The sequence below is a fragment of the Actinoplanes philippinensis genome (assembly GCF_900113015.1).
Classification (GTDB): Bacteria; Actinomycetota; Actinomycetes; order Mycobacteriales; family Micromonosporaceae; genus Actinoplanes; species Actinoplanes philippinensis.
In genome coordinates, this window is sequence record NZ_FONV01000001.1 from 191,629 (window position 1) to 205,850 (window position 14,222).

Annotated in this window: 15 protein-coding genes; 7 read left to right on the top strand and 8 right to left on the bottom strand. The window is 73.7% G+C overall.

Annotated elements, in window-relative coordinates:
• Position 1: 1 nt before the first annotated feature.
• A complete protein-coding gene (locus BM290_RS00840; protein ID WP_093608907.1) occupies positions 2 to 796 on the top strand; it encodes an isocitrate lyase/PEP mutase family protein in 795 nt (264 codons plus the stop codon).
• 37 nt (positions 797 to 833) lie between these two features.
• Here BM290_RS00840 and menC read toward each other — a convergent pair whose 3' ends face one another.
• The 3 genes from menC to BM290_RS00855 are packed head-to-tail and all read right to left on the bottom strand — an operon-like array spanning position 834 to position 3,230.
• The gene (gene menC / locus BM290_RS00845; protein WP_093609814.1) at positions 834 to 1,964 is read right to left on the bottom strand and encodes an o-succinylbenzoate synthase; all 1,131 of its coding nucleotides are present in this window, start codon (positions 1,962 to 1,964) and stop codon (positions 834 to 836) included.
• Positions 1,951 to 2,595 carry a MurR/RpiR family transcriptional regulator gene (locus BM290_RS00850; RefSeq protein WP_093608909.1) on the bottom strand — a complete coding sequence of 215 codons (645 nt, stop codon included), beginning with the start codon at positions 2,593 to 2,595 and terminating at the stop codon, positions 1,951 to 1,953. Before BM290_RS00850 ends, menC begins: the two co-directional genes overlap by 14 nt.
• Positions 2,592 to 3,230, bottom strand: a complete 639-nt coding sequence (locus BM290_RS00855) for a GNAT family N-acetyltransferase (protein ID WP_093608911.1) — start codon at positions 3,228 to 3,230, stop codon at positions 2,592 to 2,594. Before BM290_RS00855 ends, BM290_RS00850 begins: the two co-directional genes overlap by 4 nt.
• Positions 3,231 to 3,326: 96 nt before the next feature.
• Here BM290_RS00855 and BM290_RS00860 point away from each other — a divergent pair, with 96 nt between their 5' ends.
• From BM290_RS00860 to BM290_RS00890, 6 genes are all read left to right on the top strand, one after another.
• A complete protein-coding gene (locus tag BM290_RS00860; protein ID WP_093608913.1) occupies positions 3,327 to 4,418 on the top strand; it encodes a M20/M25/M40 family metallo-hydrolase in 1,092 nt (363 codons plus the stop codon).
• 239 nt (positions 4,419 to 4,657) lie between these two features.
• Entirely contained in the window at positions 4,658 to 4,918 is a 261-nt protein-coding gene (locus BM290_RS00870; protein ID WP_093608917.1) for a DUF3040 domain-containing protein, read from the top strand.
• 49 nt (positions 4,919 to 4,967) lie between these two features.
• Positions 4,968 to 5,651 (top strand): response regulator transcription factor, encoded by a 684-nt coding sequence (locus BM290_RS00875; RefSeq protein WP_093608919.1) that lies wholly within the window; start codon positions 4,968 to 4,970, stop codon positions 5,649 to 5,651.
• Positions 5,648 to 7,102 carry a sensor histidine kinase gene (locus BM290_RS00880; protein WP_093608921.1) on the top strand — a complete coding sequence of 485 codons (1,455 nt, stop codon included), beginning with the start codon at positions 5,648 to 5,650 and terminating at the stop codon, positions 7,100 to 7,102. The genes BM290_RS00875 and BM290_RS00880 overlap by 4 nt, the downstream gene beginning before the upstream one ends.
• Positions 7,103 to 7,111: 9 nt before the next feature.
• On the top strand, positions 7,112 to 7,903 hold the full coding sequence (locus BM290_RS00885) for an LmeA family phospholipid-binding protein (RefSeq protein WP_093608923.1): 792 nt from the start codon (positions 7,112 to 7,114) through the stop codon (positions 7,901 to 7,903).
• Positions 7,900 to 10,080 (top strand): MMPL family transporter, encoded by a 2,181-nt coding sequence (locus tag BM290_RS00890; protein ID WP_093608925.1) that lies wholly within the window; start codon positions 7,900 to 7,902, stop codon positions 10,078 to 10,080. The genes BM290_RS00885 and BM290_RS00890 overlap by 4 nt, the downstream gene beginning before the upstream one ends.
• Here the strand turns inward: BM290_RS00890 and BM290_RS00895 are convergent.
• From BM290_RS00895 to BM290_RS00915, 5 genes are all read right to left on the bottom strand, one after another.
• Complete coding sequence (locus BM290_RS00895; protein ID WP_143133556.1) at positions 10,033 to 10,554, bottom strand: hypothetical protein; 522 nt, start codon at positions 10,552 to 10,554, stop codon at positions 10,033 to 10,035. The two genes, BM290_RS00890 and BM290_RS00895, sit on opposite strands and share 48 nt — an antisense overlap.
• Before the next feature lie 81 nt (positions 10,555 to 10,635).
• On the bottom strand, positions 10,636 to 11,166 hold the full coding sequence (locus tag BM290_RS00900) for a hypothetical protein (protein ID WP_239143340.1): 531 nt from the start codon (positions 11,164 to 11,166) through the stop codon (positions 10,636 to 10,638).
• 22 nt (positions 11,167 to 11,188) lie between these two features.
• Positions 11,189 to 12,361 (bottom strand): ABC transporter permease, encoded by a 1,173-nt coding sequence (locus BM290_RS00905; RefSeq protein WP_093608931.1) that lies wholly within the window; start codon positions 12,359 to 12,361, stop codon positions 11,189 to 11,191.
• A gap of 1 nt (position 12,362) precedes the next feature.
• A complete protein-coding gene (locus BM290_RS00910) occupies positions 12,363 to 13,082 on the bottom strand; it encodes an ABC transporter ATP-binding protein (protein ID WP_093608933.1) in 720 nt (239 codons plus the stop codon).
• The gene (locus BM290_RS00915; RefSeq protein WP_093608935.1) at positions 13,082 to 14,191 is read right to left on the bottom strand and encodes an efflux RND transporter periplasmic adaptor subunit; all 1,110 of its coding nucleotides are present in this window, start codon (positions 14,189 to 14,191) and stop codon (positions 13,082 to 13,084) included. The genes BM290_RS00910 and BM290_RS00915 overlap by 1 nt, the downstream gene beginning before the upstream one ends.
• Between the last annotated feature and the right edge of the window lie 31 nt (positions 14,192 to 14,222).

Consider the following 14,222-nt stretch of genomic DNA (forward strand, 5'->3'; position numbering starts at 1 on the left):
CATGGATGCGGTACGGAAGCGCTTTCACCAGTTGCACGCCGCCGGGACGTTCGTGATGCCGAACGCGTGGGACGTGGGTTCGGCCCGGGTCCTGCGGCACGCCGGTTTCGCCGCGCTGGCCACCACGTCCTCGGGCCTCGCCGCCGCCCTCGGCAAGCTCGACCAGCAGGTGACACGCGACGAGCTGGTCGCCCATGTGGCCGCGGTCGCCGCCGCGGTCGACGTGCCGGTGAGCGTCGACTCGGAGTGGCTGTTCGCCGAGACCGCCGAGGGCATCACGGAGACCGTCGGCCTGCTGGCGGAGGCGGGCGCGGCCGGGCTCTCCATCGAGGACTACCATCCGGTCGCGGAGAGTGTGCAGCCGCTCGCCGTCAGCGCCGAACGGGTGGGCACGGCCGCCGAGGCGGCACGGCGTCACGGGCTGGTCCTGACCGCCAGGGCCGAGAATCTGCTGTACGGCCACGCCGACCTCGACGACACCGTCACCCGTCTGATCGCCTACCGCGACGCCGGAGCCGACGTGCTGTTCGCTCCGGGTCTGACCACTCCGGACGACATCGCCCGGGTCGTCGGGGCGGTCGGCGCCCCGGTCAACGTCCTGGCCCTGCGCGGCACCCCGGACGTGGCCGAACTGTCCGCCCTCGGCGTCCGCCGGGTGTCCACCGGCGGTTCGCTGGCGTGGGCTGCCTACGGCGCGCTGCGGGACGCCGCCCGCGAACTCCTGGAATCCGGCACCACCGGCTACCGTGCCCGGGGCCTGACCCCCGCCGAGGTGAAGTCCGTCTTCACCCCCTGACGCACCCGCCCCGCGCCGGACGAAGGCCGGGCGGGGGCTACGGGACGGTGTGGTGGGTGATGGTGTTGGCGGTCAGGAACGGGAGGTCGGGGGTGAAGCCCAGGCCCGGGGTGGCCGGGACGTCGACCCAGCCGGCCGTGCAGACGATCGGTGACGTGGTGATGTCGCGGGCGTAGTACTTGTCGGAGCCGGACACGTCCGACGGCAGGGTGAAGCCCGGCAGGGAGCTGAGGGCCACGTTGGCGGCCCGCCCGATGCCGAACTCGTGCATGCCGCCGCACCACACCGGGATGCCGTGCTCGCGGGCCATGTCGTGGGCGCGGACGGCCGGGGTGAGGCCGCCCATCCGGGACACCTTGATGTTGAGGATCCGGCCGGCGCCGAGGCGCAGGGCTGTCGTCAGGTCGTCCGGTTCCTCCACGGATTCGTCGAGGCAGAGCGGGGTGTCGAGGACGGCTTGGAGGGCGGCGTGGGCGACGAGGGCCCGAGGAGCGTACGGCTGCTCGATCATCAGCAGGCCGAGGCGGTCGAGTTGCCGGAAGACGGCGACCTCGTCGGCGGGGTAGGCGCCGTTGGCGTCGACGTGCAGGGGCAGGTCGGGGAACGCGGCACGGACCGCTCGGACGGGGGTGACGTCCCAGCCGGGGGCGATCTTCAGTTTGACCCGGCGGTAGCCCTCGCCGACCCGGAGGGCGACCTGTTCGAGCAGGTCGTCGATGGTGGGCTCGATGCCGAGGGACACGCCCGCCGCGACCCGGGCCCGGTCGCCGCCGAGGGCTTTCGCGAGTGGCACGCCGGTCGTCTCGGACCACAGCGCCCAGGCGGCCATGTCGAACCCGGCGCGAGCGAAGTGGTTGCCCCGCACCTTGGCCATGGCGGCCGCCACCTCCGAAGGATGCCGCCACCCGGAACCGGAGGCGGACGACCCCGCGCCGAGGACGAGCGGGGCGAGGAAGGTGGTGGCCATCGCCCAGCAGCTGTCGACGGTCTCCGGAGAGAAGTACGGGCCGGACGGTGACGCGGTCTCGCCCCACCCGACCGCCCCGTCCGCGCTGGTCAGGGTGACGATGATGTGTTCGAGGAAGCGTTTGGCGTGGGAGCTGGTCCGGAACTCGTGGACGAGCGGCAACCGCACCCGGCGCAGCTCCACCCGGTCAATTCTGATCATCGTGCTCCGCATACAGTCCGAGCTCGGCCGCCAGTTCGTCGCGTTGGTGCAGGCGGCGGCCCGCGCCCTTGGAGCTGGCGATGGTCAGGGTGGCGAGCAGGTGCAGGGCCAGCGCCACCGAGGTCGGCGAGTTGGCGTAGGAGGCACTGCCCGCCCCGATCACGATGCTCGTGGTGGCGACGGCGGCGAGCGGGGCGTCGTCGGCGTCGGTGATCAGGACCAGATCACCGCCGCGGCGCACGTAGGCGGCGGCGACGTCGACGGTCTCGCGACGGTACCGGGACATGGACACGGCGACGAGCAGGTCGCCCTGGCGGATGTCGCTGAGCACGTCGAGGGCGCGCAACGAGCCGTCACCGACCAGGTGCACCCCGGACAGTCCGGCGCTCAGGTCGGTGGCCAGCATCGACGCGTAGGCGAGCGATTTGCCGTACCCCAGAAGGTAGCGCCGCCGGGCCGAGACGATGAGCGCGGCGGCCCGCTCGATGGCGTCCTGTTCGGCGGCCCAGGCCAGGGCCTTCTCGAACTCCTCCCGCTGCTGCTCGAGGACCCGCTGTTTGAGGACCTGCGCGGACCGTCGCTGGACGTTGCGGTCGAACCGTCCGGACGGGGTCGAGGGATGAGACGTCATGACCGGTCATTCTCGAACGTGCAGGTGACCCGGTCGGCGTCGCGGGTCACGGCGGTCCAGCGGGCGCCGGCGGCGAAGCGTTCCTCCAGGCCGGCCCGCAGCCGGTGCCGGTCGGTGGCCGGGGAGCTGACGGCGCCGGCCGGGGCGCCGGGTTTGCGGGCGTGCCACAGATCCCAGCTGACCAGGACACGGTCGGTGCCGCCGCCGTAGTAGTCGGGCAGGAACCGGACGCCGGTGGCGCCGAGGACGTTCAGGTTGAAATGGGCGTTGCGCACCGCGTACGGATCGAAGGTCCACCGCATGGTCCGTGCCCCGGTGCCGCGGGCGACCTGTGCCTGGGCGTGTTTGAGCCGGCGGCCGACGCCGAGGCCCTGGGCGTCGGCGGCGACGACCGCGGCCTGCGAGTAGTGGTAGAGCTCGCCGCCGTCGACCGCGGAGAACCCGTAGCAGAAGCCGATCATCGTGCCGGTCCGGTCGAGGGCGCCGATGACCGAGCCGGAGTTCTCCCGGAGGGCGGCGAGCAGGCGCGGGCTCACCCCGTACTCCGGCTGGTCGTAGCCGAAGACGGCTCGGTAGAGGCGGGCCGCGGCGGTCAGCTCGGCTGTCCCGTCCAGCTCCCGCACGACAACGTCCATGACACCCTCCGCCACAAAGATACGTTTCGTATATTCGCCATCCTGGCAACATCACCACTCGTTGACAACACTCTCCGAGCAACTTAGCTTTCGCATATGTTGTCTGCCACGCTCGAAGCGCTGTACCGGTACACGGTGTGCGAGTCACCCACCGGCGACGCCCGGGCGCTGGCCGCCCTGGCCGGGTTCCTCGACGCCGACGCCGCCGCGGCGGGCTTCCACACCGCCCGCGAGCGGCATCCGACCGGCGACCACCTGGTCTGGACCCTGCCCGCGCGCGGGGTGGGCGGGGATCCGATCCTGCTGCTCAGCCACTACGACACGGTGTGGCCGGTGGGCACGCTGGCCACGATGCCGTGGTCGGCCGACGGCGACGTGATCCGCGGGCCGGGCGTCTACGACACCAAGGCGGGCCTCGCCGCCCTTCTCTCGGCGGCGGGCGAGATCAGCGATCGAGAGCATCCGGAGGTACGGGTGATCGTCGTCGCCGACGAGGAGATCGGCTCGCCGACCGCCGGTGACCTGGTCCGTGCCGAGGCGGCCCGGGCCCGTGCCGTGCTCGGCCTGGAGCCGCCGCATCCGGGCGGCGGCCTGAAGACCGGCCGCCGCGGCAGCACCCGGGCACGTGTCGAGGTGACCGGGGTGGAGGCGCACGCCGCCCTCGACCCGGACGCCGGGGTCAGCGCCATCGACGAGCTGGTCGACCAGCTGATCCGGGTGCGGTCGGCGGTCGCGGCCCGCCCGGTGCTGCTGAACACCGGTGTCATCGCCGGCGGCGGGCGCACCAACGTGGTCGCCGGGCACGCGCACGCCGACCTGGGGCTGCGCTTCTCCGACCCGGACGACGAGGAGGCGGTGCTCGGCGGGCTCCGAGGGTTGCGGCCGGTCCGGGATGGGGCCGTGGTGGCGGCGCGGCTGCTGTCGCACCGGCCCACCTGGCGGCCCGGCCCGGCCGGCGACGCGCTGCTGGAGCGGATCCGGTCGATCGCCGCCGGGATCGGGCAGCGTGTCGACGGCCGGCCCGCCGACGGCGCCGCCGACACCAACACGACCGGCGCGCTGGGCTTTCCGACGATCGACGGCCTGGCCCCGCACGGTGGTGGCGCGCACGCCCGTACCGAATGGGTCTCGGTCTCCGGCATCGCCGAACGGACCGCCCTGCTCAGCGCCCTCCTGACCGGCCTCTGACGGTCTGTTCGGGGCCGGTGCCCCCGGGTTCGCCGAGGTCGGCGTCGGGTGGCACCAGCTCGCGGTCGGCCTCGGCGCGCGGCCGTGCGGCCGGGTGACGCGGCAGGTCCTCGACCGGTTGATCGGTCGGCTCTTTCGTCGGCTCTTTCGTCATGGGTACAGATTTCCCTCCTGCGCGTCGTTTAGACTCGCGGATCTCCGGGTATAAGTGCGCACTGCATTCTCCGGGAGGGGCATCGATGTTGAACGATGACGACCGGCGCACGATCGCGGAGCTCGAACGCCGGATCCACCTGAGCGATCCCGAGTTCGCCGCGCGGATGGGCGGGGCGCCGGCCGCGGAGCTGCCGTTCCCCGTGGTCGCGGTGCTGTGCGCCGCCCTCTTCATCCTGGTTCCCCCGGCGATGCTGCTCTTCGGCTGGCCGGGGCTGATCGTCGTCGTCGACCTCTTCGTGGCCGGCCTCACCGTCGTGCTGGTCCGCCGCCACCTGCGTCGCTGACCAGCTCTCTCATCCGGCTCTCATCCGGGCGTGATCCCATGGCAGGACCATGAGCGCCCGTGTCCTCGTCGTCGACGACCAGCCCAACATCGTCGACCTGCTGCGCACCGTCCTGGCCTTCCACGGCTTCACCGTCGACACCGCGGGAACCGCCGCGGCCGCCCTCGCGTCGGCGGCGGCGCACCGGCCGGATCTGGTTCTGCTGGACGTGATGCTGCCCGACGGCGACGGGATGGAGGTGTGCCGGCGGCTGCGTGCGGACGGGCTGGGCGGCGGGATCATCTTCCTGACCGCCCGTGACGCCCGCACCGATCAACTGTCCGGGCTGGCGTACGGCGGCGACGACTACGTCACCAAGCCGTTCGACGTGGAGGTGCTGCTCGCGCGGGTGCGGGCGGTGCTGCGCCGGACGGGCGCCGGGCCGGACGGCACACCCCCGCTGCGGTACGCCGGAGTCGAACTCGACCAGGAGACCCTCGCCGTCACCCGCGACGGGGTACGACTGGACCTGTCCCCGACCGAGCTGAGGCTGCTCCGGTACTTCCTCACCAACCCGGGACGGGTGCTGTCGCGGGCCCAGATCCTGGATGCCGTCTGGGACTGCGGCGCCGGCAACGTGTCCAACGTCGTCGACACCTACGTCGGCTACCTCCGGCGCAAGCTCGACCGGCACGGGCCGCCGCTGATCGTCACCCATCGCGGCTTCGGTTACGCGCTGCGGGCCGACCGGTGACCGGCCGCCGGTCCCTGCGTTTCCACCTGCTCGCCGGGGTGGCCGGGCTGACCGCGGCGGCCCTGGCCGTCACCTGGCTGACCGCGGCGGTGGCGCTCCGGTCGTACCTGCTGGATCGCGCTGACGAACAGCTCACCGCCGCCGCCGTCCTGGTGCGGCAACGGGCCGCGCTGCTCACCGCCCCGGGTGGCGCCGAGCTGCGCTCCGCGGTGTCGGTGACCGAGTACCTGATCGAGTTCCGCCGGGCGGACGGCCACACGGTCCGGCTCGTCGGCAGCACGCCGCTGCACGCCACGCCGCTGCTCGACGCGGCGCGGGCCGGCCGTGACGGGCCGCAGACGGTGCTCGGCGACTACCGGGTGCGGGTGGTGCCGGTCCCGAACGGCACGGTCCTGGTCGGGCTGCCGCTCGCCCCGATCCGGGACACCGTCGGACGCCTGGCGTGGATCGCCGCGATCACCGCGACGGTGGTTCTCGTGCTGCTCACGGCTCTGGCCCGCCGGTTGGTGGCGCACCGTCTGCGGCCCCTCGACGAGATCGCCGCCACCGCCGGGGCGATCGCCGCCGGGGACCTGCACCACCGGGTCGGCGCGCCGCACCCGGGCAGCGCGGCGGCCCGTACCGAGGTCGGCCGGCTGGCGGTGGCCGTCGACGGGATGCTGGCCCGCCTCCAGTCGGCGATGGCCGTCCGGGAACGCTCCGAGCAGCGGATGCGGGCCTTCGTCGCCGACGCCTCGCACGAGCTGCGCACCCCGGTCACGTCGATCAGCGGCTACCTGCAGCTCGTCCGTACCGGCGTGGTCGACCTGTCCCGCCGCCCCGACGTGCTGCGCCGCCTGGAGGAGGAGGCGGGCCGGATGAACGCCCTGGTCGACGAGTTGCTCTATCTGACCCGGCTGGAGTCCGATCCGCCGGCCCGCCGGGAACCCGTCGACCTGGCCGCGCTGATCGGCGATGCGGTCGCCGACGCCCGCGCCGTGGAGCCGGACCGCCCCATCGAGGTGAGCGTCTCGGCCCCGGCCACCACGGTCCACGGCGACGAGGGAACGCTGCGCCGTGTCCTGGCGAACCTGCTCGGCAACGTTCGCGCCCACACCCCGCCGGGCGCAGCGGCCCGGATCACCGTCGACCCCGTCCCGCACGTGCGGCCCGGCCCGGACGACGCAGCCGGTGAGCCGCCCCGCGCCGGGATCCGGGTATCGGTCAGCGACGACGGCCCCGGGATGACGCCGGAGCAGGCCGCGCGGGCGTTCGAACGTTTCTGGCGCGCGGATCCGTCACGGGCCGGGACGGACGGCGCGGGTCTGGGCCTGGCCATCGTCGCCGAGGCGGTCCGCGCCCACGGCGGCGTCACCGGCATCGCCACCGCCGCCCGCGGCCTCACGGTCTGGTTCGAGATTCCCATCCGGCTCTCATCCGGCTCCGGTCCGGCCGTCATCGGCCGCCGGTGACATGGGCGGGTGCGAAAACCCTCGTTCCGAAAGACCCTGATCCTCGGCGCCGTGACCGGCTGCCTGCTGGTGGCGGCCGTCACCACGGACCGCGTCGCCGCCTCCGCCGCGGCCGATCGCCTCGCCGACCGGCTGCGCTGCGCCGGCGGTCTGCCGTCCGAGCCGTCCGTGGCGTTCGGCGGCTTCCCCTTCCTGACCCAGGTGGCCCGTGGCCGCTTCGACGGCCTCCGGGTCACCGCCGCCGGCGTCCCCGCGGGCCGCTTCCGGGTGGGCGTGGAGGCCACCGCGACCGGTGTCCGGCTCCCGGAGGGCGAGGCCGTCCGGGCCGATTCCCTCACCGCCACTATCACCGTCGGGTACGACCTGCTGCGCGAGTCGTCACGCGAGCCCGGCGGCGCCGAGCCGTCCGGACCCGCCCCGATCCCCGGTGGGCCACCGGCCGGCTTCACCGGCGACGTCACCGCCGACGACGCCGGGCGGCTGCTCCTGTCCACCACACGGACCATGCTCGGCCGGGAGGTGCCGGTGACCGTGGTGGCGGCCCCGGAGATCGCCGGGACCACCCTGACCGTGCGCCCGATCGAGGTCGAGCTGCCGGCGATGGGGCTGCGCCTGCCGGCGACCCGGCTGCCGGGCCTGAGAGCCCCCCGCGTCGATCTGCCGGCCCTGCCCACCGGCCTGACGTGGACCGGCGCCGCGGCCGGGCCCGACGGTCTCCGGCTGACCGTGGAAGGCGCCGGCCTCGTCGCGGACACCCGTCCGGCACGGGCGGCGGCCGGTGGCTGCGGGGGTGCGGCATGAGCGCGGCGCGGCCGGGCACCCGTACGCACCGGCTGTTCACCGTGCTGGGCCGGGCGGCCGTGCGACGGCCGTGGTGGACGATCACCGGCTGGCTGCTGTCGGCCGCGGCGGTGGCCGCGCTGGTCGTGGTGTTCGGCAGGCCGGTGGACGACGACACCACGCTGCCCGGCAGCTCCGCCCAGCACGGCCGCGACCTGCTGGACGAGCACTTCCCCGGCGCCGGCGGAGCGACCGGGACCGTCATCCTGCGCTCGGCGAGCGGGCCGGTGGCCGCAGGCACGGTGACGGACGTGTCGGCACGGCTGTCGGACGTCGCGCACGTGACCTCGGTGGCCCCGCCGAGCGCCGCGGCCGGGACGCTGACCGCCGACGGGACCACCGGCTACCTGACGGTGCAGTTCGACGTGGAGGCCCGGGATCTCGGCCGCGACGTGATCGACGAGGTCCTGTCCACGGCCCGGACCGCGGCCGGACCGGGCACGGAGGTGCTGCCCGGTGGTGTCCTGGCCCGTTCCGAGACCGACACCCGCCGCAGCGAGGCGCTCGGGCTGGCGGTGGCGCTGGTGGTGCTCGTGCTGGCCTTCGGTGGACTGGTGGCGGCCGCGCTCCCGCTGCTCACCGCTCTGCTGACGCTGGTGTGCGGCCTGGGCGTGATCGGCCTGGCCGGGCATCTGACCGCGGTGCCCGCGGTGGCCACCACGATCGCCACGATGATCGGCCTGGGCGTCGGCGTCGACTACGCCCTTTTCATGATCACCCGCTATCGCGCGCTGCTGTCCCGCGGCGCCGCGGTCCCGGAGGCGATCACGGCCACGGTCGTCTCGTCCGGCAGCGCCGTCGCCTTCGCCGGCGGGACGGTCGTCGTGGCCCTGGCCGGGCTGGCCGTCTCCGGTGTGCCCATCCTGACCACCCTGGGCTGGACCGCCGGTCTGATCGTGCTGGTCGCGGTGACCGCCGCCGTCACCCTGCTGCCCGCCCTGCTCGCCGTCCTCGGCCCGCGCGTCGACGCGCTGCCGGTGCTGCGCCGCCGCCGGGCAGCGGCGGTCCCCGGCCATGACGCGCCACCCGGAGGGCACTCGGCCTGGGGCCGGCTCGCTGACCGGGTGACCCGGCGGCCGTGGCCGTACGCCCTGGTCAGCACCGTTCTTCTGGCCGTCGTCGCGGCGCCGGTGACCGGCATGACGCTCGGCCAGACCGATGCGGGTGACGAGCCGCCGGGTACGCCGGGCCGGGCCGGATACGACGCGCTGGCCGAGGCGTTCGGACCGGGGGTGAACGGGCCGCTCACGCTGGTCGCCGAGTTCCCCGAACCGGCCGCCCCGGTGGCCGGCGCCGCCGATCCACGGGTCGGGGCCCTGGTGACGGCGGCCGGCACGGTCGCTGGGGTGGCCGAGACACAACCGGCGCGGGTCTCGGCGGACGGACGGCTGGTCTCGGTACGGGTCGTGCCTCTCACCGGGCCGGGCGATCCCGCGACGGTCGCCACGGCCGCCGCGCTGGAACGTGTGCCGGCTCCCGGCGCCGCGGTGTACGTGACCGGCCCGACGGCGGTGAAGGCGGCGCTGGCCGAGCGGGTGGGCGCGCGTATGCCGTACGTCGTCGGGCTGGTGGTCGTGCTGGCCGCGCTGCTGGTGCTGGCCGCTTTCGGCGCCCCGGTGGTGGCCGCGAAGGCGGCCGTGATGAACCTGTTCTCGGTGGCGGCCGCCTACGGGGTGCTGACCGCCGTGTTCCAGCGGGGATGGGGTGTCACGCTGCTCGGGCTGGACGGTCCGGCGCCGATCGAGTCGTACGTGCCGATGCTGCTGTTCGCCCTGCTCTTCGGCCTCTCCATGGATTACGAGGTGTTCCTGCTGACCGCGGTGCGCGAGTCGTGGGACGCGACCGGTGACAATCGGCGGTCGGTGCGCGAGGGGCTGGCCGGCACCGGGATGGTGATCACCTCGGCGGCGGTCGTGATGGTCTGCGTGTTCGGCGGTTTCGTGCTCAGTTCGAGTCCGGTGGTGAAGATGACCGGTCTCGGGCTGGCGGTGGCGGTGGCCGTCGACGCGACCGTGATCCGGGGAGTGCTCGTCCCGGCGGCGATGGCGTTGCTGGGCCGGGCGAACTGGTGGACGCCCTTCCGCGCCCGCTCACGCCAGCACATCCACGAGGTCGCCGCTGGTCAGGACGCCGCGTAGGGCGGACAGGTCGACGTCCTTGGACTTCAGGAGATCGATCAGGCGGTACGGTCCGGTGGCGGCCGCGGCGACGTCGGCGGCGCTCATGCCGAGCAGGCGGCCGATCGCCGCGAGCTTGGTCTCGTCGCGCAGTCCGGCGTTCTCGCCGAGCGGGCCGCCGGGCAGTGGTGGCAGTGTCGTGTCCGGGCCGGCGTGGATCGTCCCGGCGATCCGTTCGGCGATCTCGTCGGCGCCGCCGGCCGCGATCTCCGGTGTCAGCCCGGACTTGATCACGCTGATCAGGTCGTCGTGCGCGACGCCCCGCTCGGCCGCGACGTCGTCGAGGCTGCGGCCGGTGTCGAGTCGTGCTCTCAGCTCGTCGGTGGTGAGGCCCAGCGCCGCGGCGAGCCGGACCATCGGGTTCTCGCGGCGGCCGGTGGCCGGGATCCATCGGTACGAGTACGAGCCGGTGGAGGCGGTGACACCACTGATCATGGCCGCGACCATCGGCGGCCGGCCCGCGATCCTGTGACTTCCGGCGACCGGATCCGCTACCGCACGGAGACCGCCGCCGGCTCAGCCCGCGGTCACGGTGGTCGCCGTGATGATGCCCTCGGAGTCGGGGACGCCCTCGACGGTCACCGGCACACCGGAGGTGATGCTGTCCAGGCCAGCGGTCTGGCTGACCTTCACGGCGGTCCGGTCGCTGGTGCGGACCGTGATCGTCTCGCCGGCCGGGGTCTGCACGTAGAGGGTGGTGCCGTCGACCATCTTGACCGTGCCGGTGGTGCCACCGGCAGTGGCCGGCTGCGCGCCGCCGCCGGGCCCGTCACCGGGTCCGCGGGAGGCGCCGCCGCCGAAGCCGCCGAAGCCGCTGGGCAGGCCGGCGCCGTTCGGGATGCCGGCCGTGCTCTGCCGGGTGCCCCACCGCTCGTGCGCCTGGACGCCGCCGAGGAAGCCGCCGGCCAGCAGCGCCACGCCGAGCAGGGCCAGTGTGGTGCGGTTCCACCAGCGGCGCGGGGCGGCCGCGGCCAGCGCCTCGTTCAGCTCCGGGTGGGTGCCGGAGGGGCGGGACAGGACCTCGGTGTCGTGCTTGGCAGGAGTCACGGGACGTTCCTCATCGGTAGGCTCACTCATAGCGGAGGGCGTCGATCGGGCGCAGCCGGGCGGCGCGGGCGGCGGGCAGGCCGCCGAAGAACAGGCCGATCAGCACCGAGACGCCGAGGGCGAGCGCGACCGAGCTGGGCACGATCACCGGCTGCACGCCGACGATCGAGAAGCGGCTGCCGATGACGGCCGCGGCGACCCCCAGCCCGCCACCGATGACGCTGAGCAGGGTCGCCTCGATCAGGAACTGGGTCAGGATGACCCGGCGGGGCGCGCCGAGGGCCTTGCGGATGCCGATCTCGCGGGTTCGCTCGGTGACCGTGACGAGCATGATGTTGGTGATGCCGATGCCGCCGACGAGCAGGCTGATCGCGGCGACCGCGCCGAGCAGGGTGGTGAACGTGCCGGCGGTCTCAGTCTGGGTCTCCAGCAGCTGGGAGGCGTTCTGCACGCGGTAGGCGCCGGACTCCAGCCGGTGGTCGAGGATCGTGCTGATCTCGGCCTGGACGGTGTCGACCATCGCCGGGCTCGCCGCTTCCACCAGCACCGAGCTGAGCGAGCCGTACCCGGCGAGCACCTGCCGGACGGCGCTGATCGGGGCGACCGCGGTGTCGTTGGCGTCCTGGAAGCCGGCCGAGCTCTTCTCCTTCAGCACGCCGGTGACCGTGAAGAGCGCGCCGCCGACGGTGACCTGCCGGCCGACCGGGTCGACGCCGGGGAACAGCTCCTCGGCCACGGTCTGCCCGATCACCACGACCCGGCGGGCCTGCGCCTCGTCGTCGGCGGTGAAGACCGCGCCGTCCGCGACCGGGAAGTTGGAGGCGGCGAACCAGCTGGGCGTGGTGCCGACGAAGGAGCTGATCTCGTGCTCGGCGCCCTCGTAGGTGAGGGTGGCCGAGGTGCTGACCACGGGCGACACCGACCGTACGTCCGGGGCGATCTCGCCGTCGTCGAGGGACTCGGCGATGCGCATGGTGAGTCCGCCGCTGCCCCGGCTGGTGCTCATCACGGTCAGCGTGTTGGTGCCGAGCGCCTCGATCCGGGAGGCGATCGCCTGGGCCGAGCCGTTGCCGACGGCGACGAGCAGGATCACGGCCGCGACCCCGATCAGGATGCCGAGCACGGTGAGCATCGAACGCAGCTTGTTGGCGCCGATCCCCCGCAGAGCAAATCGCAAAATCTCCGTAAAATTCACCCTAGACCCCCACGACCGCGTGTCGTCCGGACGGCTCCTGCCGGGAGTCGCTGGTGACCCGTCCGTCGAAGAGCCTGATCAGCCGGCCGGCCCGCGCCCCCACCTCGTCCTCGTGCGTGATCAGCACGATCGTGCGGCCCACCGCGTTCAGCTCGTCGAGGACCGCGAGCACCTCGTCGGTGGCGTGGCTGTCCAGGTTGCCGGTCGGCTCGTCGGCCAGCAGCAGCGCCGGCTCGGTGACCAGCGCGCGGGCCACCGCCACCCGCTGCTGCTGGCCGCCGGAGAGCTGGTTGGGCTCGTGCTCGGCCCGGTCGGCGAGACCGACCAGGTCGAGGGAGAACATCGCCCGGCGGCGCCGTTCGGCAGCCTTCATCCCGGCGTACGCCAGGGGAAGCTCGACGTTGGCGACGGCGCTGGTACGCGGGATCAGGTTGAACGCCTGGAAGACGAACCCGATCAGCCGGTTCCGCGCCAGGGCCAGCTGGGCGTCGCTGAGCGAGCCGACGTCCACCCCGTCCAGCAGGTACGTGCCGGTGGTCGGGACGTCGAGGCAGCCCAGGATGTTCATCAGCGTCGACTTGCCGGAGCCGGACGAGCCCATCACCGCCACGTACTCGCCCGGCTCCACCTGCAGGCTCACGCCGTCGAGGGCGCGGATCTCGGTGTCGCCCTCGCCGTAGACCTTGGTGAGCTCCCGTACGTCGAGAACCGGCCGGCCCATCAGCGACCGCCGTTCCCGCCGCCAGGGGGCGCGCCGCCACCGCCCGGGAAGCCGTTGCCGCCGCGCAGGTTGGTGGTGGTCGTGGTGGCCGTCGTGCTGGTCGGGACCACGACACGCTCGCCGGAGGCCAGCCCGGAGGTGATCTGCGCGGCGTCGTCGCCCTCCAGCCCGACCTGCACCTGGCGGATCTCCTGCCGGCCGGCGCTGTCCAGGACGGTCACGGTGTGCCGGTTGCCGGCCGTGGTGACGGCCGCTGAGTTGATCATGACGGCCTTCTCCACGCTGCCGGTGACGACCGAGACGGTGACGGTCTGGCCGGGTTTGGCGCCGTCCGGCGGGTTCGGCAGGCTGACCGTCACGCCGTAGGTGACGACGCTGTTCTCGGTGGTGGCGGTCGGGTCGACGGCGACCACCTCACCCGTGGTCTCGGCGTTCTGCAGCGCGTTCCAGACGATCGTCGCGCTCTGACCGGCCTTCAGCTCGGTCGCGTCGGCCTCCGAGAACGCCGCCGTGATCTGCAATTTCGTGAGATCGGCGAGGTCGACGAAGCCCTTGGTGGCGTCGCCGGTGACGGCGGAGGACCCACCGAGGCTGCCGTTGACGGCGACCACGGTGCCGGCCATCGGGGCGATCAGCCGGGTCCCGGCGACCGCCGCCTCGGCCTCGTCGACCGCCAGCTTCGCCTCGGTCACCGCGTGGGACGCGTTGTCGGTGTCGGTGCCGGCGTCCTCCGCGCGGTCCAGCGCGTCGCGTGCCGCCTCCAGGTTCGCCTCGGCCAGGTCCAGATCGCGCTGGGCGGCGGTGGGGTCGACCTTGGCGAGCAGGGTGCCGGCGGAGACGGTCTGGCCGACCTTCACCGGGATCGCCGTGACGGTCCCCGCGGTGGTGAAGGTGGCGGTCGCGGTGGAGGCGCTGGCCACGGCCCCGTCGGCGGAGACGGTACGGGTCACCGTGCCCTGGGTGGCGACGACCGTCCGTACGCCGGACGCGCTGGCCCGGGTCGTCTCCGAGGTGTCCCGCAGCAGGGCCCGGCCCCAGAACCCGGCACCGACGATCAGGAGAGCCAGCAGGGCGTTGACGGCCGTACTGGGACGACGCAGCGCATTCACACCGTCATCATGCCTTCCGGCCGGTTCGTGG

Excerpts from the sequence above, each read along its gene's own strand:
- BM290_RS00850 (WP_093608909.1), bottom strand. The coding sequence starts at position 2,595 with ATGACGTCTCATCCCTCGACCCCGTCCGGACGGTTCGACCGCAACGTC.
- BM290_RS00890 (WP_093608925.1), top strand. The coding sequence starts at position 7,900 with ATGAGCGCGGCGCGGCCGGGCACCCGTACGCACCGGCTGTTCACCGTG.
- BM290_RS00855 (WP_093608911.1), bottom strand. The coding sequence starts at position 3,230 with ATGGACGTTGTCGTGCGGGAGCTGGACGGGACAGCCGAGCTGACCGCC.
- menC (WP_093609814.1), bottom strand. The coding sequence starts at position 1,964 with ATGATCAGAATTGACCGGGTGGAGCTGCGCCGGGTGCGGTTGCCGCTC.
- BM290_RS00895 (WP_143133556.1), bottom strand. The coding sequence starts at position 10,554 with ATGATCAGTGGTGTCACCGCCTCCACCGGCTCGTACTCGTACCGATGG.
- BM290_RS00860 (WP_093608913.1), top strand. The coding sequence starts at position 3,327 with ATGTTGTCTGCCACGCTCGAAGCGCTGTACCGGTACACGGTGTGCGAG.
- BM290_RS00870 (WP_093608917.1), top strand. The coding sequence starts at position 4,658 with ATGTTGAACGATGACGACCGGCGCACGATCGCGGAGCTCGAACGCCGG.
- BM290_RS00910 (WP_093608933.1), bottom strand. The coding sequence starts at position 13,082 with ATGGGCCGGCCGGTTCTCGACGTACGGGAGCTCACCAAGGTCTACGGC.
- BM290_RS00875 (WP_093608919.1), top strand. The coding sequence starts at position 4,968 with ATGAGCGCCCGTGTCCTCGTCGTCGACGACCAGCCCAACATCGTCGAC.
- BM290_RS00840 (WP_093608907.1), top strand. The coding sequence starts at position 2 with ATGGATGCGGTACGGAAGCGCTTTCACCAGTTGCACGCCGCCGGGACG.